This is a genomic window from Streptomyces sp. NPDC001714, assembly GCF_042892755.1.
Lineage (GTDB): Bacteria > Actinomycetota > Actinomycetes > Streptomycetales > Streptomycetaceae > Streptomyces.
Genome location: NZ_JBIAUL010000001.1, coordinates 395,630 through 418,034, shown reverse-complemented (window position 1 = coordinate 418,034; position 22,405 = coordinate 395,630). Strand labels below are relative to the sequence as shown.

Sequence of the window (22,405 nt, the reverse complement as noted above, 5' to 3'; positions counted from 1 at the left end):
CGACCAGCCACGACGGCACCGCAGACGGCAGACGGCAGACGGCAGATCGCGGCGCTTCCAGCGGAGCGCCTAGCTGAGGAGGTCCGGTTCGCTGCGGCTGATGTCCTGCCACAGGGGCTGGTAGTTGATCCAGGCCACCAGGTCGCCGCCGAGCTGCTCCCGGGTGGCGACGGCGAGCTTGTGGTCGATGAGCAGGGGGCGGCCGGCCGCCTTCGCGGTCAGCTGGACCTGCGCGGACTTCTCCATCGACAGGAACCACCAGGCCGCCGCGTCCACCGAGTCGCCGACGGTCAGCAGCCCGTGGTTGCGCAGCACCAGCGCCTTGCGGGAGCCGAGGGCGGCGGCGATGCGGCGGCCCTCCTCGGCGTCGACGGCGACGCCGGTGTAGGCGTCGTAGAGGGCGTGGTCCTCGTAGAAGGCGCAGCTCTCCTGGCTGATCGGTTCGAGCAGGTCGCCGAGGGCGGACAGGGCGCGGCCGTGCACGGAGTGGCAGTGGGCGACGGCGACGACGTCCGGGCGGGCCGCGTGCACCTGGGTGTGAACGGTGAAGGCGGCCTGGTTGACGTGGTACCGGCCCTCGATCACCTGGCCGTCCTGGTTGGCCAGGACGAGGTCGCCGACGGTGACGTGCTTGAACGGCATGCCGAACGGGTTGACCCAGAAACAGTTCGAGTACTCGGGGTCGCGGGCGGTGATGTGGCCGGACACGCCGTCTTCCAGTCCGGCCCGGCCGAAGATCCGCAGCGCTCCGGCGAGCCGCTCCTTGCGATGCCGGCGCTCGTCGTCGAGCGAGTCGTACATCGGCGGCATCGCGAACTGCAGCTGATCGGTGGGCAGCGGCAGGGGCGGGGTCGGCCCGTGCATAGGTCCTCCAGCACTGGGTTTGTGTTACGGCCGGAAGTTACCGCCGGTCAGCGCAGGAAAACAGAGCTGTTCTGTAAAGATGACGCGCGCGAGCATTTCACGACAGAAGATGTCAGGAATCGACAGCCGAGTGGCCTGTACCGCACACGGCGAAGAGGTGGCACCGCCGGAGCCGTGCCACCTCTTCTTCGGGCCTACTCCCACTCGATGGTGCCCGGCGGCTTGGAGGTGACGTCGAGGACGACCCGGTTGACGTCACGGACCTCGTTGGTGATCCGGGTGGAGATCTTCGCGAGGACCTCGTACGGCAGGCGGGACCAGTCGGCCGTCATGGCGTCCTCGGAGGAGACCGGGCGCAGGACGATCGGGTGGCCGTAGGTGCGGCCGTCGCCCTGGACGCCGACGCTGCGGACGTCCGCGAGCAGGACCACCGGGCACTGCCAGATGTCGCGGTCGAGGCCGGCCGCGGTCAGCTCCTCGCGGGCGATCGCGTCGGCCTCGCGGAGCAGGTCAAGGCGCTCCTTGGTGACCTCGCCGACGATCCGGATGCCGAGGCCCGGGCCCGGGAACGGCTGGCGCTGGACGATCTCCTCCGGCAGGCCGAGCTCCTGGCCGACCATCCGCACCTCGTCCTTGAACAGCTTGCGGAGCGGCTCGACCAGCTTGAACTCGAGGTCTTCCGGCAGGCCGCCGACGTTGTGGTGGGACTTGATGTTCGCGGTGCCGGTGCCGCCGCCGGACTCGACGACGTCCGGGTAGAGGGTGCCCTGGACCAGGAACTCCACGGCCGGGCCGGCGTCGGCGATGATCTCCGCCTGGGCCTGCTCGAAGACGCGGATGAACTCGCGGCCGATGATCTTCCGCTTCTGCTCGGGGTCGGAGACCCCGGCGAGCGCGTCGAGGAAGCGGGCCTCCGCGTCCACGACCTTCAGCTGCACACCGGTCGCGGCGACGAAGTCCTTCTCGACCTGCTCGGTCTCGCCCTTGCGCATCAGGCCGTGGTCGACGTAGACGCAGGTCAGCTGGGAGCCGATGGCCTTCTGGACGAGGGCGGCGGCCACGGCCGAGTCGACGCCGCCGGACAGGCCGCAGATGGCGCGCTTGTCGCCGACCAGCTCGCGGATCGCGGCGACCTGCTCGTCGATGACGTTGCCGGTGGTCCAGGTGGGCTTCAGGCCCGCGCCCCGGTAGAGGAAGTGCTCCAGGACCTGCTGGCCGTGCGTGGAGTGCATGACCTCGGGGTGGTACTGGACGCCGTAGAGCTTCTTCTCGTCGTTCTCGAAGGCGGCGACCGGGACGACGTCCGTGGACGCGCTGACGGTGAAGCCCTCGGGGGCGGCGGAGCAGGCGTCGCCGTGCGACATCCACACGTGCTGCTCGGCGGGGGTGCCCTCGAACAGGGTGGAGGACGTCTTGGAGACGTGCAGGTCGGTACGGCCGTACTCGCGGGCGCCGGTGTTGTCGACGGTGCCGCCGAGTGCCTGCGCCATCAGCTGGAAGCCGTAGCACATGCCGAAGACCGGGACGCCGGCCTCGAAGAGCTCGCGGTCCAGGCGGGGGGCGCCCTCCTCGTACACGGACGAGGGGCCGCCGGAGAGGATGATCGCCGCCGGGTTCTTGGCGAGCATCTCGGCGACCGGCATGGTGCTGGGCACGATCTCGCTGTAGACCCGGGCCTCGCGGACGCGGCGGGCGATGAGCTGGGCGTACTGCGCGCCGAAGTCGACGACCAGGACGGTGTCGGGAGCGGCGGCAGCGGGAGTCGCTGATGACACGGGGTGCCTTCCGGCGGTCGGGCGGGGGTCTGTGACTACCGATTCTAACGGGGTGGGCGCGGGGCACCTCGCCGTAGTGCTGTGGCATACTCGCCCCCATGCTCACCCAGACGACCTTCCTCTTTACCTATGGCAACCGGCCCACCGGCTGCCATGGTCGTGCTGCTTGAGCAACTGACAAGCGACTTCCCCAGGCGCCCCGGGCCGACAAGGTCCGGGGCGCCTGGTGTTTCTCCGGATCCGGTCGCTCCGGGGCACCGCACCCCTTCCGGCAAGGACAGACGAGGAGCCCCCATGAACGCGATCGACGTGACCGGTGCCCGTACCCACGAGGCCGCCGAGGTGATCACCGGTGCGCGGGAGCGCATCGACGCGCTCGACGACCGGATCATCGGCCTGATCCAGGAACGGATGGCCGTCTCCGCCGTCGTCCAGGAGGCGCGGATCGCCTCCGGCGGCCGCCGGGTGAATCTCTCCCGGGAGATGGAGGTCCTCGGCCACTACAGCGAGGCGCTCGGCAGGCCCGGCACGGCCCTCGCCATGACGCTCCTGGAACTGTGCCGGGGTCGCATCTGAGTCGGGCGGATCTGAGTTCGGGGCTCTTCTCACCCGTACGGCGCGTGACCGGCCCGCGAGGCACTTCGTTGGTGGGGTGTCCGTGTCAGCCAGGGGCGGGCCCGAAAGAACCACGCGTGGCTTCGCTGGGGCGATGAGGCGTACGGAACATGCCGTGCGCCGTGGGACCTCGCTCCAGTCAAGTGACCGGACGGCAGGGGACAGCAGCCCGGTCACCCAAGAGACGGCCGGCTCCGGGGACGCCCGGGGCCGACCGGCGGAAAATTGCAAAAATGCACAAGGGCTGGGTCAAACGGTTGCGGAGGCCGCGTACATCCAGCACGATGCGTAGAAGGCCCGCAAGGCCTTCGAAGCTCCCAAGTCCCAGTTCAGGCAACGGAATTGCCGTGTACCGACCGTCCGCCAAAGGTCGAGACCTGCCGTACGCCCCGAGCGCGCCGGGGCGCCGACCCGGGGCACGGACGGCGGTACAGGGCACAGAGACCAGCGGCGCAACCCCCCGGCGCCGCTTCCAGGCACCGACGCTGCCCTGACGTCGGTGCTGACGAAAGAAGGGCCCCGCGGCTCCGTCCCGTGGGGCCCTTCGCCTGCGCCCAGTGGACGCGCAGACGCAGGAGGCACAGAGAACTAGGTCCGGCTGACCGTGCCGCAGGCCTCCTCCTTGCCGATGTCGCGGCTGCGGTCGTACGGGTCGACGGACGGGCCGGTCGGGGCGGCGCTGCCGGTCGGCGCCTGGGACGGGAACTGCGGGTGCAGATAGCCGTCGTTGATGTCGCAGGCGGAGTTGCCGGCGTCCTCGTCGTAGCGCAGGAGGGTCAGGCGGCCGGGGGTGACCTGGTACCGCGTGGGGTCGGGGAGTTCGGTGTCGATGACGCGGCGCACGATCGTGCGGGTGACCTCGGTGGAGCCGTCGGTGCGGACGACCGGGTAGACGAAGGTGTAGTCGGCGTGCACCGCCACGCCCTGGTACTTGCCCTTCTCGAAGGTGATCCGGCCGCGCACCTTGACGACCTTCCCGGCCTGCTTCACGTCCTTCGGATCGAAGCGGCTGAACAGGAACAGCGGGTCGTGGGTCTTGCTGGGGCTGCGCAGCGAGGCGTTGAGGTTGTCGAGCACGTCGGGCTGCTTGGGGTCGAGCACCGAAAGGGCGCCCGCGGGACGGCCGCCGGCCACCACATCGGGGTTCAGGTTGGCGTCCACCAGCAGCTTCTTGGTCTGCTGAAGGGCCAGTTCGACGCGGTCCTTCGGGATGGCACCGATCGCGGCGGCCTTCGGCAGCACGATGCCGGCCGCGCCGTCGGCCCAGCGCAGCGCCGGGGAACCGGCGAACGGGTGGGCGAGCGTGGGGGTGTCGGGGGCGGCCGCGGAGGGCGGGGCGGTCGGTGTGGTGGTCTCGACGGGCAGCGGCGTGGTGGCGGTGTCCCTGCCGGAGGGTGAGCCGAAGGGATCGCCGGGAATCAGGGACGGCCGTATCGCCACGACGGCCACGGCGATCGCCAGCGGGACGCCGATGACCGCCCAGGTCCTGCGGCGCCGGGCGGCCCGCCCGTTCATCTCCTGCCAGGCGGGCCCCGTCCGCCACCCCTCGGGCTCCCCCTTCTGCCCCTTGAGCCGCTCGGTCACCTCACGGGCCCGGGCGGAGGGCTCCTTGGGGGCCGACTTGCGGATGTCCCGTTCGGTGTCCTGGAGGAACTGCTCCCACACCTCGTCGGATATGGAGGAGGACGACGGCTCGTCCCCCGACGATTCTTCGGACCGTCTGTCAGACATGACACTCTCTCGCTCGGCCGCTCGACGGGGGCGAGAATAACCTTGGAATCGACTGTGTCCATGCCACCCGGCGACCCCACGTAACGAGTGACCCAGATCACATGAGGGTTCCGTGAATGCGGAGGCAACCATTCACAGGACTCACCTGTCACATCTGCGGAACCAGCGGTGACATCCATGCCACCGCAGCTGATGCACAGGGGTCCTCGTGAAACTTCGCCGGGTCATGACCGGGGCAGGCGCGGCAGTCGCAGTGGCTGTCATCGCGCCGGTCGCCCTGCTGTCCGCACCCGTCGTCGCGTTCGCGGAGGAGTCGCCGTCCACACCCGCGTCCGAGAGCGCGCCGAGCGGGATCCCCGGCGACACGACGTCCGCCTCCTCGTCGGCCTCCGCCTCGGCGAGCGGCAGCGCGTCGGCGTCCGGGTCCGCGTCGGCCTCCGCCTCCGCTTCCGCCTCGGCGAGCGGCAGCGCGTCGGCGTCCTCCTCCGCCGGGCCGTCCGGGTCGGCCGAGCCCAGCGAGAACCCGACCGACCCGGACGTGCCGTACTGCGAGGACCTCGACCAGAACTTCGACGACGCCAGAGTCTCCGCCGACGTCAAGGGCCTGCCCGGCAAGATCGTCGCGGGCGACGGCTTCCACGGCTTCGAGCTGGTCGTGACGAACGAATCCAAGACGGACGTCGAGGGCGTCGCCTTCTACGCCGAGATCGAGAACTACGAGATCGACGCGTCGAAGTACCTCAGCCCGTACGTCGACCTGGAGTTCAAGAACCCCGACACCGGCTCGTGGGACCGGATCGGCAGCGACGACTGGGCCGGCGACTACTTCTTCTACGTGCCGAAGCTGACGTCGGGCGCGAGCAAGTCGGTCGACCTGCGCGTCTCCGTCGACGCCGGGGCGCCCGCCGGTGACGCCTACTCCTTCGGCTCCGGCGCCTACCTCGACAAGGTCGAAGGCCAGGACTGCGTCGCCGAGGGCTGGGCCCAGTACGACTTCACGGTCCTCAAGGCGGGCTCGTCCAACCCGGCCCCGGGTACCGCCACGCCCAGCGACGACGACGGCGCGGACTCCGTGAAGAAGCCGCAGGGCAACGTCTCCGACCTGCCGACCGGCAACCTCGCCGACACCGGCGCCGGCTCGGCGCTCCCGGTCATCGGCCTGGTCGGCGGAGTCGCCGTCGTGGTCGGCGCCGGCGCGGTGGTCCTGGTACGGCGACGGAGGACCGGCACGGACTCATAGGCAAGGTCGCGCGGACCGTCGTACGGCGGCGGCCGCGCACCGATCGAAGAGGGACCTGGGCTCGGAGGGGGGCACAGGTCCCTCTTCGGTGTCCGGCCGCCGCTGCGGCCTACTTCTTCGGCGGTACGGCCGGAATCCCGAGGAACGGCAGCCGCAGCGCGCCGAAGGCCTCGGCCGGGACCGCCGGACGGTGCGGCTCGACCGCCTGGAGTCGCCGGTACGGCTCGCCCTGCCGCGGCCGCGGGTCCGCCTCGCCCTTGTTGGGCCAGTAGGACATCGCGCGCTCGGCCTGTGCCGTGATGGTGAGGGACGGGTTCACGCCCAGGTTCGCGGAGACGGCGGCGCCGTCCACGACCGAGATGCCCGGGTGGCCGTACAGCCGGTGGTAGGGGTCGATGACCCCGGTCTCGCGGGAGTCGCCGATGGGGCAGCCGCCGAGGAAGTGGGCGGTGAGCGGCGTGCCCATCAGCTCGCCGACATTGCTGCCGGCGAAGCCGTTGATCTCGGCGGCGAGCGCGCCGGCCGCCTCCGAAGCGGCCTTGATCTGCTTGGGATTGGGGGCGCCGTGGCCCTGCCGGGCGGTGAGCAGGCCCTTGCCGACGCCGTCCGGTTTCAGGTACGTCGTCAGGGAGTTGTCCAGCGACTGCATGACCAGGCCGATGATGGTCCGCTCCGACCAGCGCCGGTTGGAGAGCGAGCGCAGCACGAGGAGGGGGTGGCGGGCCGCGTTCGCCAGCCAGCCGAGCACACGGGAGGTGCCTTCCGCGTACGGGACCTGGAGGATGGACAGGCTGCCCATGGCGTTGGAGCCCTTGCCGTAGCGGACCGGCTCGATGTGCGTGTTCTCGTCCGGGTGGATGGACGAGGTGATCGCGACGCCCTGGGTGAAGTCGGCCTTCGGGCTGCCGTGGGCCTTGCGGTAGCGCCGGTCGTCGGTCTGGGCGCCGACCAGGGCCTCGGAATTGGTGCGGGTCAGGTCCCCCAGCCGGTCGGAGAGGTACGGCAGCTGGCCGCCGGCCTTCATGCGGTGCAGGAGGGTCTGGGTGCCGTAGGTGCCGGCGGCGACGACGACCCGGCGGGCCTTGAAGATCCGGCCCTCGGCCTTCCTGTCGTCGGTGGGGAGGGTGGCGATCGCGTAGCCGCCCTGGGAGTCGTCGGTGACGGAGACGACGGTGGTCATGGGGTGGACGACCGCACCGGCCTGCTCGGCGAGGTGGAGGTAGTTCTCGTTGAGGGTGTTCTTCGCGCCGTGCCGGCAGCCGGTCATGCACTCGCCGCACTCGGTGCAGGCGTTGCGGGCGGGGCCCGCGCCGCCGAAGTAGGGGTCGGCGACCTGGTCGCCGGGGGCCGCCTTCGCGTCGCCGTCGGCGTCCTTGCCGTCGCCGAAGAAGACGCCGACCGGGGCGAGGTGGAAGGTGTCTCCGACGCCCATCTTCTCCGCCGCCGCCTTCAGGTGGACGTCGGACGGGGTCATCGTCGGGTTGAGCCGTACGCCGAGCATGCGCTGGGCCTGGTCGTAGTACGGCTTCAGCTCGTCCTGCCAGTCCGTGATGTCCCGCCACTGGGGGTCGTCGAAGAAGGGCTTCGGCGGGATGTAGAGGGTGTTGGCGTAGTTCAGCGAGCCGCCGCCGACGCCCGCCCCGGCCAGCACCATGACGTTGCCGAGGAGGTGGATGCGCTGGATGCCGTAGCAGCCGAGCTGCGGGGCCCAGAGGTAGTTCTTGATGTCCCAGGAGTTCTTGGGGAGCGACTCGCGGGTGAAGCGGCGGCCGGCTTCCAGGACGCCTACCGTGTAGCCCTTTTCTGTCAGGCGCAGGGCGGTTACCGATCCGCCGAAGCCTGAGCCGACGACGATGACGTCGTAGTCGTAGGTGTCCTGGGGCACGGGTGCTCCTCGTTGAGTTTCGCGTGCGGGTAGGTCGTGGTTGGTCGCGCCCACGCGGCGGAGCCGCAGATCGAATGCAGCCCCGCGCCCCCCGAGAAAAGCCAGGTCGGCTATCGCAGCCTCAGTGCCTTCATCACCCGGAGGCTGGTGCTCATGAAGGCGGCGTACTTCTCGTCGTCCATCCCGAGCGAGGGCGCCATCGGCAACAGGCGCTGCTGCGCCACCGTCTGCGCCTCCGTGTACTTGAGGATGCCCTCCGAGCCGTGCCTGCGGCCGAGGCCCGAGTCCTTCATGCCGCCCATCGGGGACTGGACGCTGCCGTAGGCGGGGGCGTAGCCCTCGTTGACGTTCACGGTGCCGGTGCGCAGGCGGGCGGCGACGGCGCGGCCGCGGCTGCCGTTCCTGGTCCAGACGGAGGAGTTGAGGCCGTACGGCGTGCCGTTGGCGTGCTCGACGGCCTCGTCCTCCGTCTTGAAGCGGTAGAGGGAGACGACCGGGCCGAAGGTCTCCTCCGTGCAGACGGCCATCGCGTCCTCGACGCCGTCGAGGATGGTGGGCTCGTAGAAGTAGGGGCCGATGTCCGGGCGGGCGGTGCCGCCGGCGACGACGGTCGCGCCCTTCTCGACGGCCTCCTCGACATGCCGCTTGACGGTCTCCAGCTGCCGTTCCCCGACCAGGGACCCCATGTCGGCGCCGTACGCGAGGGACCTGCCGAGGCGCATGGCCTTGGTGCGGGCGGCGAAGCGCTCGACGAAGGCGTCGGCGATCGACTCGTGGACGTACAGCCGCTCGATGGAGATGCAGAGCTGACCGGCCGAGGAGAAGCAGGCGCGGACCGCGCCGGCCGCCGCCTTCTCGATGTCGGCGTCGTCGAGGACGAGCATGGCGTTCTTGCCGCCGAGTTCGAGGGAGACGCCGACCAGGCGGGCGGCGGCGCCCTGGGCGACCTCGCGCCCGGTGCGGGTGGAGCCGGTGAAGGAGACGTAGTCGGCGTGCCGGACGACCTCGGGGCCGACGACCGGGCCCTCGCCGATGACGACCTGGAAGACATCGGCGGGAAGCCCCGCCTCGATCAGCAGATCACGCGCCCACAGGGCGGTCAGGCAGGTCTCGGTGTCCGGCTTCATGACGACCGCGTTGCCCGCGACGAAGGCGGGGAGCGCGTCGCCCACGGAGAGTTCGAGGGGGTAGTTCCAGGGGGCGATCTGGCCCACGACGCCGCGCGGGTGGCGGAGTTCGGTCACCTTGGTGAGGGTGGGCATGGCGCCCGCGTGCCGCTTGGGGCGGAGGTAGGCGGGGGCCTTGCGGCCGTAGTGGCGGGAGGCGACGGCGACGGCCTGGACCTCTTCGTGGGCGTGCAGGCGGGCCTTGCCGGTCTCCAGCTGGATGAGGTCGAGGACCTCGGCCTGGCGGGCCAGGATCAGGTCGTGGAAGCGGAGCAGGACGGCGGCGCGCTGTCGTACCGGCACCTTCGCCCACACGGCCTGCGCGGCGCGGGCCGCGTCGAAGGCCTTGGCCACGTCCTCGGGGGTGGACTCGGGCAGGTCGGCCAGCTTCTCGCCGGTGAAGGGCGTGTGGTTGGCCGTACGACCGGAGCCGACGACACCCTTGGTGAGCTGGGCGACCAGCTCGGGCGTGACCACGTCGGCGGCGGTTCGGGCCCCTGCGGGAGCGGGGGCGAGCGGGTTCGTGCCGGTGGGGGCCGGTGCGTGGGCCGGGGCCTGCGAGTCCGTCATGAGCCGCAGGGTATTCGGGAGCGGGGCCTTTGGGTACCCGTGGGTAACCCGCTTTCACCGACCGCACACACACCGCCAGTGATCACTGGCAGAGAATGCGCTGATCAGGGGGTTGGACGGGGACGATCAGCGCCGGTCAGCCGCGTTCCGGTTTTTTGGCGAGGAGCAGGCCGAGGGCGGCGAGCGGGGTGAGACGGCGGGGTTCGGGCGCCGCCGGAGCCGGTTGCGCCGAGGCGGGCGCGGAGATCGAGGCGGGGGCGGCCGGGGCGGTGGCCGGGGCGGTGGCCGGGGCGGTGGCCGGGGGTGCGGTCACCCACTCCGGGAGGCTCGCGCCGGCGGCCTCCGCCAGCGCCTTGGCGACATCGGCGGCGGCCGGCCGGGCCTCCGGTTCGGTGGCGCGCAGCCGTTCGAGCAACGGTCCGAGGGGGCCCTCCGTGCTCGCCGTGGCCGTACGGAGCAGGGCGCCCAGGGACCACAGGTCGGAGGCGGGCCCGGCCCCGCGCCCCCCGCCGCACTCCGGAGCCACGAAGTCACCGCTGCACGGCTCCTGCTGTGCCGCGCCGATGCCGAAGTCGGTGACGACGACGCGCTCGCCGCCGGCTTCGAGGAGGACGTTGGAGGGCTTGAGGTCACGGTGGACGATGCCGACGCAGTGGGCGGCGTGCAGCGCGCCGAGGACAGCGAGCCCGATCCGGGCGGCCTCGGCGGGCGGCAGCGGGCCACGGGCGGCGAGGGCGGCCTGCAGTGACTCCCCCGTCACCAGCTCCATGACGATCCAGGGGCGTTCGCCGTCCAGGAGTACGTCGTGGATGGCGACGGCGGCCGGATGGTCGACGCGGGCGGCGGCACGGGCCTCGTGCAGCAGCCGGTGCGCGGCCCGTTGCCGCTCCTCGTCCGCCGGCTCACCGGTCAGGCGCAGTTCCTTGAGGGCGACGTACGAGGCATCCCGAGCGTCCCGGCGGTCCACCGCGTCCCGGCGATCCGCCACGCCCCGGCCGTCCCTGGAGTCCCGGCCGTCCTGCGGCTCTCGGCCGCCGCGTGCTCCCCGGCCGTCCTGCGCGTCACGGGCGTACTGCGCATCCCGCGCGACCCGGCCGTCCTGCTCGGCCCGGGCGTCCCGCTCGTCACGGGCGTCCCGCGCGTCACGGGCGTCCCGCGCGTCCTGCGCGACCCGGCCGTCCTGCTCGGCCCGGGCGTCCCGCGCGTCCAGGGCGACCCGGTCGTCCTGCTCGTCACGGGCGCGCCACACGGTGCCGGTCGGCCCGGCGCCGATGCGCTCGGCCAGCCGATAGCGCCCGCCGATCAGGCGCCCTTCGACCGGCTGTTCGCCGTCTTCGCTCATGTCACATGAGTACCTCGCGCACCATGCCCTTGTCGAAGCGGCGCGGTCAGAGGTCCGCCGGTCGCGGACCCCCTCCTGTGGAAGTGCCCCAGGCCGCCCTATGTAGACACGGGTCAGGTCGAGTTGGCCGTGAACGTGTCCACCGCGACGTCGAAGTACTCGCGCGCCTCCCGCACCTTCCCGACCGGCGCCGACACCCACACGTCGTACAGCTGTCCGCCCTCCTCCCAGCAGAGGTCGTAGGTGTGCCGCGGTCCCTCCGTCGCGCTGAAGCCCTTCCAGGTGAACTCCCAGAACGCGGCGGGGTGCCCGGCGTGGGTGGTGTCGGTGACCCGGCCGTCGTGGTACCCGGGGTTCGTGCTCGGCCCCTCGGCCGCCGCGCGCCGCATCACCCCTCCCGGTCCGCCGGTCTGCGTCTCGGAGACCTTGATGCCGAGCCGGAAGGTCTGCCCCGGCGACATGTAGAAGACCCGCTCGCCCTGCGGGTCGCGGGTGAAGCGCGCCGGCACGGCGAGGGAGAAGCCGGCCGGGTCCTGGACGAGACGGTAGCCGGAGGGTGCGGTGCGGGAGTGGGTGGTGGCGGGCGGCGGGGCGGTCGAGGAGGGGGACGGGGTGGTGGCCGTGGCCGAGGGGTTCGCGGGGTGCGACGCGGAGACGGCCGTCGTGCCCCCGGGGCCCGGGGTGGTGCCGCCCCCGCCTCCGTGGAACAGCAGCGTGGCCGCCGACACGCCCGCGCCGGCCATCGCGGCGACCAGCAGCGCGGCGACCAGCACCCCGCGGGTGGAGGGCCGGGGCGGCACCGCGGGTTCCGGAGCCGGCGGCAACGGAACGTCCCGCTGGGTCGGCGTGTACGACGCGACGCCCGCGCTCTGTGCCGCGTCGCCCGCGCCCGTCACGGCCCCCGTCTCCAGGAACCCGCGCAGCATCAGCTCGGCCTCCGCCGCGCCCAGCCGCCGCTCGGGATCCCGCTCCAGCAGCCCCCGTACGACCGGCAGCAGCGGCTCTGCCTGGGCCGGTGGCCGGATCTCGTCGGAGACCACGGCGTGCAGGATCCCGCCGAGCGAGTCGCGCCGGAACGGCGACTCGCCGCTGAGCGCCGCGCACAGCAGCGCGCCCAGCGACCACAGGTCGGACGCCGGGCCGGACCGGCCGCCGGACATCCGCTCGGGCGCGGTGTACTCGGGCGAGCCGACGAAGGAACCGGTCTCGGTGAGCGTGGTGGCGCCCGCGACCTGGGCGATGCCGAAGTCGGTGAGCACGACACGCCCGGTGGCGGCCTCGACGAGCACGTTCGCCGGCTTGATGTCCCGGTGCAGCACCCCGGCCCCGTGCGCCGCCCGCAGCGCGCTCAGCAGAGCGATCCCGATCCGCGCGGCCTCGCCGACGTCCACCGGCCCGCTCCGCGAGATCCGGTCGGCGAGCGACCCGCCCTCGATCAACTCCATGACGATATAGGGCCGTCCGCCGTCCTCGACCACGTCGTGCACGACGATGATGTGCGGGTGGTGCAACTGGGCGACGGCCTGCGCCTCGCGCAGGGTGCGTTCGCGGCGCAGCCGGGCGTCGTCGTCCGAGAGGGAGTCGTCGACGGTGAGCTCCTTGACGGCGACCTGCCGTCCCAGCAGTCGGTCGGCCGCCCGCCACACGACACCCATTCCGCCCCGCCCGAGCCGTTTCCCGAGCCGGTAACGCCCGGCAATGACACGGAGGCCGTCACTCTGATCCCCATCGGTCGCCATGGGCCCCATCATGCCGCGCCGGACACGGCCCCCTCCCAGGGCGGCGACCGGCCAAATGTGCCGCCGCCCCCTCACAGTGATCGGGCTTCTTCGAGCCGGCCACCGGATCAGGTGACAACCCCGCGAAGCGAAACGAGCGCGGCCCCCGGACCCGCAACGACTCGCCGCTGCGGCAACGTCAGAGGGGATCATTTTCAGCCATGATCGATTCAAAACGCAGTCAAAGCATGGCAAATCATACGGACATACGCTCTATGCGAGGCAAAATGGGCGGCCGAATGCACGCTGTCAGGTGAACTGCGGGAAGTCTTATCGTTTCTTTATGGGAAACACTTTGAAGCGCCTTTCCGTCACGGGTGTCGCGGCGGTGGCAATATTCGCGGCGACCACGGTGACCGACGCCAGCGCGGCGAGCGGCGGCGCCTCGTGCTCCACGACCGGCGCCACGGGGAGTCTCACGTTCACCAACTGGTCGAACAATTACGTGGACATCAGCGGGTGGGTCAAGGACACCGCTGCCGACAGCCACCATGTGGCCATTCAACTCATCTCCTCCGACGGAAGTGATTCCGTCAGGGATTGGCCCTGGCATCACGAGTACGACGGAAAGGGATCGACCCTCCCCATCAGTACTCACGCGTCGACCACCGACAATTTCCTCCGCTATGTCGGTGTGCACGTGGCGGTCTGGGAGGGGGACAAGATAGTCGGCGGGCTCACCTGCTCGGATTGGGCCTGAGTCCCCGCGCGACGATCGGGGGCTGTTCCTGCAAGCAGGCACAGCCCTGTAAAAAACCCTCGGATATCACGCGCCGGCAGAAATGCCGACCGAAATACTGAGCGTCGCTTGACGCTCTCGTCACCTGACTTCGCCCTCTCGCCACCCCTGGAGGACGGAGGTGAACTGCTTCCTGGTGGTGGCCCAGTCGTCGACCGGTGAGGCCGTGTAGATCGCGTACTCGACGCCGTCGCGATTGAAGTAGCCGACGTCGAGGGCCCGGTACGGACCCGGAACCTTCGCGTCCTTCGGCAGCGCGGTCCACGTGTACTCCCAGCGGGAGCTGGGCAGATCCCGGTACACGCCCTTCTTCAGGCTCACCGTCCTGTAGTCCACCAGCCTCCGCCCGAGCTGCCCCTCAAGGTTGCGCATGTGGTCGTACGCGTTGTCGTAGTCGGGTGAGGTGTCGACGGCGACGCGTACGAGGTGCGTGCCCCCGTCGGGCGAGTAATCGATCTGCTCCAGGCCTGCGGTCTTCTTGATGGACACCGAGCGCTTCCAGCCCGCGGGCAGGTACAGCGTGAAGCCCGCGCGGTCGTCGTACCGCTGCCAGCCCGCGGGAATCGTGCCGTCCGGGGCCGTGGTCGCGCCCTGAGAGGAAGAGCTGGACGTGACCGGCGAGGCCGAGCTGCCGGTGTCTTTCTGCTGTCCGGAGCCCCACTTCTGCAGGGCCACGGCCGCACCGCCGCCGAGCAGCGCGGCCAGGGCGACGACGAGCGCGAGCGTCCGCAGCCGGCGTCGTCCGGACCGGACGGAAACGGGTGCGGAGGGCGGACCGACGGCTGTCGGGGTGTGCGTGGAACCACCGGAGGAACGCCGCCCCTCGTAGGAGCCGCCGAGCGAACCGGCGTAGGAGTTCGGGTAGGAGGTGCTGCCGTACGGGCCCTCGTACGGCGCGCCCTCCTGGAAACTCCCGTACCCGCCACCGGAGTCCGGCCGCGTCCTGACGCCGCCACTGCCGCCGCTGATCTGCGACTGTGTCGGCACGTACGCCTGTGCCGCGCTCGGCCGCCGGCCCTCCGCCGCCTCGGCGAGCATCTGCTCGGTCTCTTCGGGGGTCGGCCGCTCGGCCGGTTCCTTGCGCAGCAGGGCGGTGATGACCGGCTCCAGCGGGCCCGCGGCGCGCGGCTCGGCGGCCTCGTCCTCGACGACCGCCTGCATGGTGGTCAGCGGCGAGGTGCGGCGGAACGGCGAGCGCCCCTCCACCGCCGTGTACAGCGTCGCGCCCAGCGCCCACAGGTCGGAGGACGGACCCGGATCGTGCCCGCGCACACGCTCCGGCGCGAGGTAGTCGACGGATCCGACCACTTCCCCGGTACGGGTGATCGTCGTGTCGCCCTCGATCTGCGCGATGCCGAAGTCGGTGAGGAGGACCCGGCCGTCCCGGCCGATCAGTACGTTGCCCGGCTTCACGTCCCGGTGCAGCACTCCGGCGCTGTGCGCGGCACGCAGCGCGCGCAGCACCCACAGCCCGATCCGCGCGGCCTCCCGCGGCTCGATGCGCCCCTGCTCCTTGACCGCGTCGGCCAGTGAGTGGCCCTCGACCAGCTCCATGACGATCCACGGGCGGCCGTCGTGTTCGAGTACGTCGTGGACGGTGACGACGGCGGAGTGGTTGATGCGCGCCGCGGCCCGGGCCTCCGCCCGGGTGCGGGCCAGCAGGATGGCCTGGTCGCCCTCGGAGACGTAGAGCGCGGCCGTCAGCTCCTTGATGGCGACAGCCCGGTGCAGCACTTCGTCATGGGCGCGCCACACCCGGCCCATGCCGCCGCTGCCGATGATGTCGGCCAGCCGGTAGCGGCCCGCGATGAGCAGGCCCTGCATCTGATTCACGTTGCCCCGCAATGCTCTTGTCAGGGTCAGACTAAGGACCGCCCCTCGGTCAGGGAACAAGCGGGGTCCCACGGAGACAGCACTGTGACGGTTCTCGCTTTCGCCACCGGATGTGAACGAAATCCCCGCACCGGCACGGGAACCAACTACCCCGGGGACGCGTTGATTTCCGCCCGTCCGCGGACTTGTACGTCCACGGCCGCGTCTGCGTCTCAGCCCGTGTACTTGTACGTCGCCGACGCCTGCTCGTACAGCGTGGTGACCTCGTCCCGGTCGGACTCGGGGCCGCGGACCTGCACGATGTGGTACCTCCCGTTGATCAGGAAGACCATGTTGCGCACGAACAGGTCGCCCTCCTGGCTGTCCGTCCAGGTGAACTGCCCCTCCGCGGAGACCTGCTGACCCACCGTGATGGTCCGCAGCCCGCCGGCGGTGGCCCAGCTGGAGTCCCGGTACGGCTGCAGCTCCGGTTCCTTGTCCCGCTGGTACGCCATCGGGTCGCTGCCGTAGGCCGACGCGCTGTCCCGCCCGGCCACGACGATCAGCTCGAACTTCCCGTGCGAGTAGATCACCTGGCCGCTGCCGTTCTTCGGGGAGCGGCTCCAGCCCTTGGCGACGGCGATCTGGAAGCCGTTCGGGTCGTTGCGCAGGGTGAACCCGTCGGCGACGGTGGAGCCGCCGGTCGAACCGGCGGTGGTCTGCGTCTCGGTGGACGGGGTCGACGTGGGAGTCGGCGTCGGCGTCCCGTTGTGACTCGGGGCGGGACTCGCCTCGCCTGCCGTGCCCGTCCGGTCGCCGGTCGCCGCGCCGCCCTCGTCCCCGGTGTCCTTCTTCGGCAGGAACAGCATGGCGTACGCGACCGCCGCGGCCAGCAGGAGCAGGACCAGCAGGAGCAGCGTACGGCCCAGCCGGCGCGGGGACCTGGCCTCCTGCCGGGCCCGCTTGTGCCGGCCGTGCGTCGCCGGGAGCCCCGCCTTGCGCCTGCGCACCAGCTCACCGCGGCGCCGGACGATCGGCAGCCGCCTGGGGTCGGCGGGCGGGGCGGCGACGACGTGCGTACCGGCGTCCGGCTCGGGCGCGGACCGCACCAGCGAGCGCAGCCAGCCGCGCAGTTCCTCGAAGTCCAGCCGCTCGGTGGGGTCCTGACGCAGCAACGACTCCACGACCGGCCTGAGCGACCCGCACTCCTCCGCGAAGGCGGGCGGCTCCGAGCACACCAGTTGCACCAGCTCGGCCGTCGACTCCTCCGGGTACGGCGCGTGTCCCTGCACCGACCGGAACAGCAGCGCACCGAGCGCCCACAGGTCGGTGGCCGGGCCGATGGGCGCCGCCAGCTGCCAGTTCTCGTGCACGGGAACGGCCTGCTCCGGCGCCCAGCGCTCGGTCACCGGCCCCACGACGGTCATCCGCACCTGCCGCGCCCGTTCGGCGGCCAGCGCGGTGGCGGGCCCCCGCCGTCCGGGGACCGCGGCGGCGGGCTCGCCCCAGCGGGCGGCGACGGGTCCGGCGCCCTGCGGGGGCACGACGGCGTGCGGCTGCCCTTGGACGCCGGAGAGGTCGGCGCCGGGCCGGGGCGTGCCCGCGCCGGGGCCGGTCAGAGGGGTGCCCGCGCCGGGTCCGGCCGTCGGGAGCGCGGTGCGTTCCTGGCCGGGGACCACCGCCGGGGGCGGGCCGGGGCGGGGGCGGGGTGCGGCGCCGTGCCAGGGCGACGGGGCGCCGCGCACTCCGTACGGGTCCGCTATCTGGCCGGGCGGCATGCCACCGGCGGCCCGCTGCTCCCCGCCCGGCGCCTGCGCCTGCCCGTTCGCGTACGGCGACTGCGCCACGCCGTTGGCCTGCCCCGAGGCGTGCGGCGGTTGCGTCACGCCGTTGGCGTACGGCTGCTGGGCCGCCCCGTTGGCGTGTCCCGGGCCGTACGGCGGCTGCGGCGCGGACGCCGCGGTCTCGCCCTCGGCCGGCGGCCGGGCGCCGGGCAGCGCGGCCCGCCCGTCCTGCTGGGCCTCCTGGACCCGGGCGGCAGCCCTGGCTCCCGCCCGGTACGCGGCGATCGCCCCGGCGCGGGCGGCCCGGATGTCCGAGCCGGTCTCCAGCGCCCGGCGTTCCACGGCACCCGTACCGGAACCACCCGGACCGGTCCCGCCCGGGCCCTCGTCCGCACCGGCCCCCGGCAACCCGCCGGCGGCCCGCGCCTGGATCGCGGCACGCCGAGCGGCCTCGGGATCGGTCTCCGGCGCGCCGGGCGCCCGCTGCGCGCCGGCCGTACCACCGGACGCACCACCGACGCTCCCGATGCCCCCGACGGCGACGACACCCGAGCCGGGCGAACCGCCCGAAACACCCGAACCGGGCGAAACGCCGGGGCCTGGCAGGCCGCCGGGTGCGACGGAACCTTCCGCCTCCCCGGCCCGCCGACCGCCGACGGCCTCCTCGCCGCCCTCGCCCTCCTGCGCCGGCACCGGGTCGTACCCGCACAGCGCCTCCTCGGCCGCCCCGACCGCGAGACCGGTCAGCATCACCCGGCCGTCGTCGCAGACGAGGACCGTGCGGGCGGTGATGTTGCGGTGCACCCAGCCGTGGGCGTGCAGCACCCGCAGCGCCATCAGCACGTCGGAGGCGACCTCGGCCGCCCGGTACGGGCTCAGCGGCTGCTCGGCGAGCACCGCGGCAAGCGACCGCGCCGCGACCGACTCGCTGACGATCCACAGCGAACCGCCCTCGGCGAACACGTCGAAGACCTGGTCGAGCCGGGGATGGTCGGGGATGCGGGCGGCGGCCTGCGCGGCCTCGACGGCGCGCCGCACCACCGGATCGCTGGGCCGGCGTGTCGCGGTGCGCGCCGTCGTCGGCCGCCGCGCGCCACGGTCACGCGCAGTGAAACCCTCCGGCAGCCCTCCGGCGTCCAGCACCTCCGCCTCGACGACCTCCGGCAGCGGCACCTGACGGACGAACACCTCCTGCCCGCTGTAGGTGTCGAAGGCCCGGGTCTCGGTGTGTTCGTACTCGTCGGAGGGGGGCAGCGGCAGGCGGTAGCGGTCGGCGAGCACCCGACCCGCGTAGTCGTCCACGTTGCCTCCCCCGGCCGCCCGGCTGGTCAAATCCGTTCGTTTCGCGGCCCGTTCTGTATGCATACCTGCATGCGTACGGTCCGCAACCACTCACGATACGTGCCGGAGGCAATTCGCATTGTGGGGATGCGAATTTGTCACTTCGGCTCGAACGACGCCGTCAGCGTCTTCCAGGTGTCCTTGCGCAGCTCACTGCTCCAGTCGTCGGCCTTCGCGGTGTACATCAGCGCGTACCCCTGGTCCGAGCTGACGACGAACCCCCGGTCGATCGTGTGGTACTTGGTGCCGCCGTCGACGTAGGTGAACTCCCAGTCGGCCGTGTTCCAGCTGCGGTAGCTCACCTGCGCTATGCGGATCTTCTGGTACTGGGAGCGCACCATGTAACGCTCCTGGTTCTTCCAGTCCGCCACCGGGTCGTCCTTGGGGGTGCTCGTCCAGGCGATCAGCAGCTTCTGCCCGTCGGGCCCGGTGAACCGGTCCCCGGCGGAACCGCTGGTCTGGAACTTCCAGCCCTTGGGGAGCCCGATCGAATACCCCTGGTCACCCTTGTACGTCCGCACCACCGGCGCGCCACTGTCGCTGTTGCTCCCACTGCCACTGGAGTTCGACGCCGAGGACGCGTCGTCGCCGGACTCGTCCGAGTCGTCGCTCCCGGAGGCACCGGCCGCCGACGCGTCCCCGTCCGTCCGCGTACCGCCGCTCGTGTCCTGCTTGGTGGAGTTCCCGGAACCGGACTTCGAACCGGAACCGGTGCTCGCACTCGCCCCCGAGGACGCCACCGCCTTGGAACCGCCGCTCTTGCCACTCCCCTTGCTGTCGTCCCCGCTGTCGCCGTTCAGCACGATGGCGAGCACGGTGCCGAGCACCGCGAGCACCACCACCACGGCGATGATCACCAGGGTGCGCTTCGGCACCACGTCGGTGAGCGGCGCCTTGGGCACGGGCCGGGGCGCCAGGTCCAGATCCGGCGGCGGCATCACGGGCCACCCCGAACTCGCCTTGCCGGCCGAGGGCTTGGTCCCACCCGAAGCGGTGCCGGCACCGGACCCACCGGCGGCGGCCGGACGCGCACCCCCGACCGGCCCCGAGGGCGAACCGGTCACGACCGGTGCGGCGGGTGCCGCGGCCGCGCCCGCCTCGGCGCCCGCGCCCGCGCTCTTCGTCCGGGTCGCGGCCGCGGCACCCGCCGCCCCCGCGGCCTTCCGCACCGACCGCAGCGCCCCGCGCAGCTTCTCCCCGGCCTCCTCGCCCCGTTTGGCCCCGGCGCCCTTCTCCTCCTGCGGCGCGTCGGGCTGCGGAGGCAGCGGTACGACCCGGGTGGCGTCCGCGGGCACCTCCTCCGGCGCGTTGATGACCGCGTTGAGCATCGCCCGCGCGCCCGCGTCGTCCAGCCGCTTGGCCGGATCCTTGGTGAGCAGCCCGTAGATGACGTCCTTCAGCGGTCCCGCGTTCTTGGGCTCCTCCAGCTGCTCGGTCATCACCGCCGTCAGGGTGGCGATCGCCGACCCCTTGTCGTAGGGCGGCGCGCCCTCGACCGCCGCGTACAGCAGACCGCCGAGCGACCACAGGTCGGCCGCCGGGCCGGGCTTGTGGCCGCGGGCCCGCTCCGGGGAGATGTAGGAGGGAGCGCCGACGAGCATGCCGGTGGAGGTGATGGACGGGTCGCCCTCGACCTGGGCGATGCCGAAGTCGGTGAGCACGACCCGGCCGTCGCTCTCCGAGATCAGCACGTTGGACGGCTTCACGTCCCGGTGCAGGATGCCCTCGCGGTGTGCCGACCGCAGCACGTCCAGGATCGCCAGCCCGACCTCGGCCGCCCGCTTCGGCTCCAGCAGGCCGTCCTCCCGGATGACCTCGGCCAGCGACTTGCCCTCGACCAGCTCCATCACGATCCAGGGCCGGTCGTCCTCGTCGACCACGTCGAAGACCGTCACCGCGCTGTTGTTGCGGATCCGGGCGATCGCCTTGGCCTCGCGCAGGGTGCGCGTGATCAGGCGCCGCTTCTCCTCCTCGTCGATGTTCGACGGGAACCGCAACTCCTTGACGGCCACCGTCCGGCCGAGGGTCTCGTCCTCGGCCCGCCACACCGTGCCCATGCCGCCGCGGCCGAGCACTCCTCCCAGCCGGTACCGCCCGGCGAGAAGACGCTCCTTGTTGTCCTGACGAGTCTCCTGACGAGAAGTCCCCGCCCGCTCCGCCTCCGACATGCGTCCCCTCATGCAACCCGCCCTGACAGAGCCTCCATTGTCCCTCACCCGACAAGTGCCCAACGCCCAGGGGCCCCCTGACCGCACATCGGGGCCGGCCGACCGGAACCCCCGGTGACGAGGGCGTCACGCGGGCGGGATGATGGGCCCGGAGAAGGGAGGAACCCGGATGCCGTCGCTTCGGACACTGGTGGCCATACCGGTCTCTCTTGCCCTGCTGTTCGCCCCGTTGATGGCCGGTTCCGCGTCTTCGGCGGAGGCCACGAACCCCCTCCTGTCACAGTTCGTCACCAAAGGCGGAGCACCCGCCGCCGCCCTCCTGGACCGCGACGGCGACGAGGTCCGCTTTGCGGCCGCCGGCCGGGGCATCACCCGTGCCGACCACTTCCGGGCCGGGAGCATCACGAAGACCTTCATCGCCACCGTCGTCCTGCAACTGGCCGCGGAACACCGGCTCTCCCTGTCCGACTCCGTGGAGCGGTATCTGCCGGGACTGCTGCGCGGCCGCGGCGTCGACGGACGGAGGATCACCCTGCGGGCCCTGCTCAGCCACACCGGCGGGCTCGCCGACTTCACCACGGTCACCCGGGGGGCCGTCCCGCTGACCCCGCTTCAGGCCGTACGCATCTCGCTCTCCCTCCCTTCGACCCGGCTGGGCCACTACGCGTACTCCAGCACCGACTACGTCGTGCTCGGCATGGTCATCCGTCGGGTCACCGGTCACTCGTACGCCACCGAGGTCCGGCGCCGCATCATCACTCCCCTCCGCCTCAAGGGCACGTCCTTCCCCGGAGCCCGCACCACGCTGCCCTCCCCGCACGGTCGCGCCTACGCGACCGACGGCTCCGACGTCACCGAGCTCGATCCGCGCGTGGCCGGCGCGGCGGGTGAGCTGGTGACCACGCTCGACGACCTGGACCGCTTCTACGCGGCGCTGCTGGACGGCGAGCTGCTGCCCCCGCGCCGGCTGCGCGAGATGCTCGGCACCCGTGCCGCACATGGCGCGTACGGCCTGGGGATCTTTCCTGTGAAGCTGCCGTGCGGGACCACGGTGTGGGGGCACAACGGCCGGATCGCGGGCAGCTATGTGCGGAGCGCTGCCGTGATCGGCGGCCGGCATGTCCTCACGTTCCGCGTGAACACGACGGCGATCGCAGACCCGGCCCTCGAACCCGCACTGCTCGCCGCCGAGTTCTGCCCTCGCAATGGGTAGAACGGCCGGGTGCCGGGGAGAGATCCCGACGCCCGGTCGCTCGATCGGGTGATGTCAGACGGTCGGGCGGCACGGGTGGTCGGGGTGGTACGGCACCGCCGGAGACCACCGCCGTGGCTCAGCACCATCGCGGCGGTGAAGGATTTCCCGACGACCGACCGGCAAGTGGGACCGGGAACCGACCGCAGGGGAACAGCGGAAGCGAGCAGCAGACGCCAGGCATCGGACACCCACCACGCACTACGCAGGCCGCACCCGGCACCCCGCGCCGCAGGCTGCACGCGGTCACACGCACCACGCACCACGCAGGCTGCACCCCGCACCCGGCACCACGCAGGCTGCACCCCGCCCCCGGAACCACTCACCGCCCAGGCGGCACCCA

Annotated in this window: 14 protein-coding genes; 4 read left to right on the top strand and 10 right to left on the bottom strand. The window is 72.0% G+C overall.

Annotation, left to right across the window (positions count from 1 at the left end; genetic code table 11):
• Positions 1–69: 69 nt before the first annotated feature.
• Positions 70–864, bottom strand: coding sequence for a class II aldolase/adducin family protein (locus ACFY0P_RS01965; protein ID WP_388906207.1), 795 nt, complete (start codon positions 862–864; stop codon positions 70–72).
• Between the two features lie 194 nt (positions 865–1,058).
• A complete protein-coding gene (guaA, locus tag ACFY0P_RS01960; RefSeq protein WP_388906204.1) occupies positions 1,059–2,639 on the bottom strand; it encodes a glutamine-hydrolyzing GMP synthase in 1,581 nt (526 codons plus the stop codon).
• 294 nt (positions 2,640–2,933) lie between these two features.
• Here guaA and ACFY0P_RS01955 point away from each other — a divergent pair, with 294 nt between their 5' ends.
• Complete coding sequence (locus ACFY0P_RS01955; RefSeq protein ID WP_388906201.1) at positions 2,934–3,215, top strand: chorismate mutase; 282 nt, start codon at positions 2,934–2,936, stop codon at positions 3,213–3,215.
• Between the two features lie 627 nt (positions 3,216–3,842).
• Here the strand turns inward: ACFY0P_RS01955 and ACFY0P_RS01950 are convergent.
• Positions 3,843–4,985: a hypothetical protein gene (locus ACFY0P_RS01950; RefSeq protein ID WP_388906198.1), complete on the bottom strand. Its 1,143-nt coding sequence runs from the start codon at positions 4,983–4,985 to the stop codon at positions 3,843–3,845.
• A gap of 226 nt (positions 4,986–5,211) precedes the next feature.
• Between ACFY0P_RS01950 and ACFY0P_RS01945 the strand changes: the two genes are divergently transcribed.
• Positions 5,212–6,225, top strand: a complete 1,014-nt coding sequence (locus ACFY0P_RS01945) for an LPXTG cell wall anchor domain-containing protein (RefSeq protein ID WP_388906196.1) — start codon at positions 5,212–5,214, stop codon at positions 6,223–6,225.
• Between the two features lie 109 nt (positions 6,226–6,334).
• Here ACFY0P_RS01945 and ACFY0P_RS01940 read toward each other — a convergent pair whose 3' ends face one another.
• The 4 genes from ACFY0P_RS01940 to ACFY0P_RS01925 form a co-directional block, all read right to left on the bottom strand.
• A complete protein-coding gene (locus ACFY0P_RS01940; protein ID WP_388906193.1) occupies positions 6,335–8,110 on the bottom strand; it encodes a GMC family oxidoreductase N-terminal domain-containing protein in 1,776 nt (591 codons plus the stop codon).
• 110 nt (positions 8,111–8,220) lie between these two features.
• The gene (locus ACFY0P_RS01935; RefSeq protein ID WP_388906191.1) at positions 8,221–9,846 is read right to left on the bottom strand and encodes a succinic semialdehyde dehydrogenase; all 1,626 of its coding nucleotides are present in this window, start codon (positions 9,844–9,846) and stop codon (positions 8,221–8,223) included.
• 136 nt (positions 9,847–9,982) lie between these two features.
• Positions 9,983–11,188, bottom strand: a complete 1,206-nt coding sequence (locus ACFY0P_RS01930; protein WP_388906188.1) for a serine/threonine-protein kinase — start codon at positions 11,186–11,188, stop codon at positions 9,983–9,985.
• 113 nt (positions 11,189–11,301) lie between these two features.
• Entirely contained in the window at positions 11,302–12,927 is a 1,626-nt protein-coding gene (locus ACFY0P_RS01925) for a serine/threonine-protein kinase (RefSeq protein WP_388906185.1), read from the bottom strand.
• A gap of 322 nt (positions 12,928–13,249) precedes the next feature.
• On the opposite strand from ACFY0P_RS01925, the gene ACFY0P_RS01920 reads away from it, so the two are divergent.
• The gene (locus tag ACFY0P_RS01920; RefSeq protein WP_388906183.1) at positions 13,250–13,666 is read left to right on the top strand and encodes a hypothetical protein; all 417 of its coding nucleotides are present in this window, start codon (positions 13,250–13,252) and stop codon (positions 13,664–13,666) included.
• A gap of 120 nt (positions 13,667–13,786) precedes the next feature.
• Here the strand turns inward: ACFY0P_RS01920 and ACFY0P_RS01915 are convergent, their stop codons facing one another.
• The 3 genes from ACFY0P_RS01915 to ACFY0P_RS01905 form a co-directional block, all read right to left on the bottom strand.
• Positions 13,787–15,529 (bottom strand): serine/threonine-protein kinase, encoded by a 1,743-nt coding sequence (locus ACFY0P_RS01915; protein WP_388906180.1) that lies wholly within the window; start codon positions 15,527–15,529, stop codon positions 13,787–13,789.
• 221 nt (positions 15,530–15,750) lie between these two features.
• Positions 15,751–18,603, bottom strand: coding sequence for a protein kinase (locus ACFY0P_RS01910; RefSeq protein WP_388906177.1), 2,853 nt, complete (start codon positions 18,601–18,603; stop codon positions 15,751–15,753).
• A 137-nt stretch (positions 18,604–18,740) separates the two neighbouring features.
• Positions 18,741–20,810 carry a serine/threonine-protein kinase gene (locus ACFY0P_RS01905; protein ID WP_388906175.1) on the bottom strand — a complete coding sequence of 690 codons (2,070 nt, stop codon included), beginning with the start codon at positions 20,808–20,810 and terminating at the stop codon, positions 18,741–18,743.
• A 169-nt stretch (positions 20,811–20,979) separates the two neighbouring features.
• Between ACFY0P_RS01905 and ACFY0P_RS01900 the strand changes: the two genes are divergently transcribed.
• Positions 20,980–22,023 (top strand): serine hydrolase domain-containing protein, encoded by a 1,044-nt coding sequence (locus ACFY0P_RS01900; protein WP_388906173.1) that lies wholly within the window; start codon positions 20,980–20,982, stop codon positions 22,021–22,023.
• Positions 22,024–22,405: the final 382 nt, after the last annotated feature.

Bases quoted from the DNA above. Each gene is read 5' to 3' on its own strand.
- ACFY0P_RS01905 (WP_388906175.1), bottom strand. From the start codon at position 20,810: ATGTCGGAGGCGGAGCGGGCGGGGACTTCTCGTCAGGAGACTCGTCAG.
- ACFY0P_RS01935 (WP_388906191.1), bottom strand. From the start codon at position 9,846: ATGACGGACTCGCAGGCCCCGGCCCACGCACCGGCCCCCACCGGCACG.
- ACFY0P_RS01915 (WP_388906180.1), bottom strand. From the start codon at position 15,529: ATGCAGGGCCTGCTCATCGCGGGCCGCTACCGGCTGGCCGACATCATC.
- ACFY0P_RS01900 (WP_388906173.1), top strand. From the start codon at position 20,980: ATGCCGTCGCTTCGGACACTGGTGGCCATACCGGTCTCTCTTGCCCTG.
- ACFY0P_RS01945 (WP_388906196.1), top strand. From the start codon at position 5,212: ATGACCGGGGCAGGCGCGGCAGTCGCAGTGGCTGTCATCGCGCCGGTC.
- ACFY0P_RS01925 (WP_388906185.1), bottom strand. From the start codon at position 12,927: ATGGCGACCGATGGGGATCAGAGTGACGGCCTCCGTGTCATTGCCGGG.
- ACFY0P_RS01930 (WP_388906188.1), bottom strand. From the start codon at position 11,188: ATGAGCGAAGACGGCGAACAGCCGGTCGAAGGGCGCCTGATCGGCGGG.
- ACFY0P_RS01965 (WP_388906207.1), bottom strand. From the start codon at position 864: ATGCACGGGCCGACCCCGCCCCTGCCGCTGCCCACCGATCAGCTGCAG.
- ACFY0P_RS01950 (WP_388906198.1), bottom strand. From the start codon at position 4,985: ATGTCTGACAGACGGTCCGAAGAATCGTCGGGGGACGAGCCGTCGTCC.
- ACFY0P_RS01955 (WP_388906201.1), top strand. From the start codon at position 2,934: ATGAACGCGATCGACGTGACCGGTGCCCGTACCCACGAGGCCGCCGAG.
- ACFY0P_RS01920 (WP_388906183.1), top strand. From the start codon at position 13,250: ATGGGAAACACTTTGAAGCGCCTTTCCGTCACGGGTGTCGCGGCGGTG.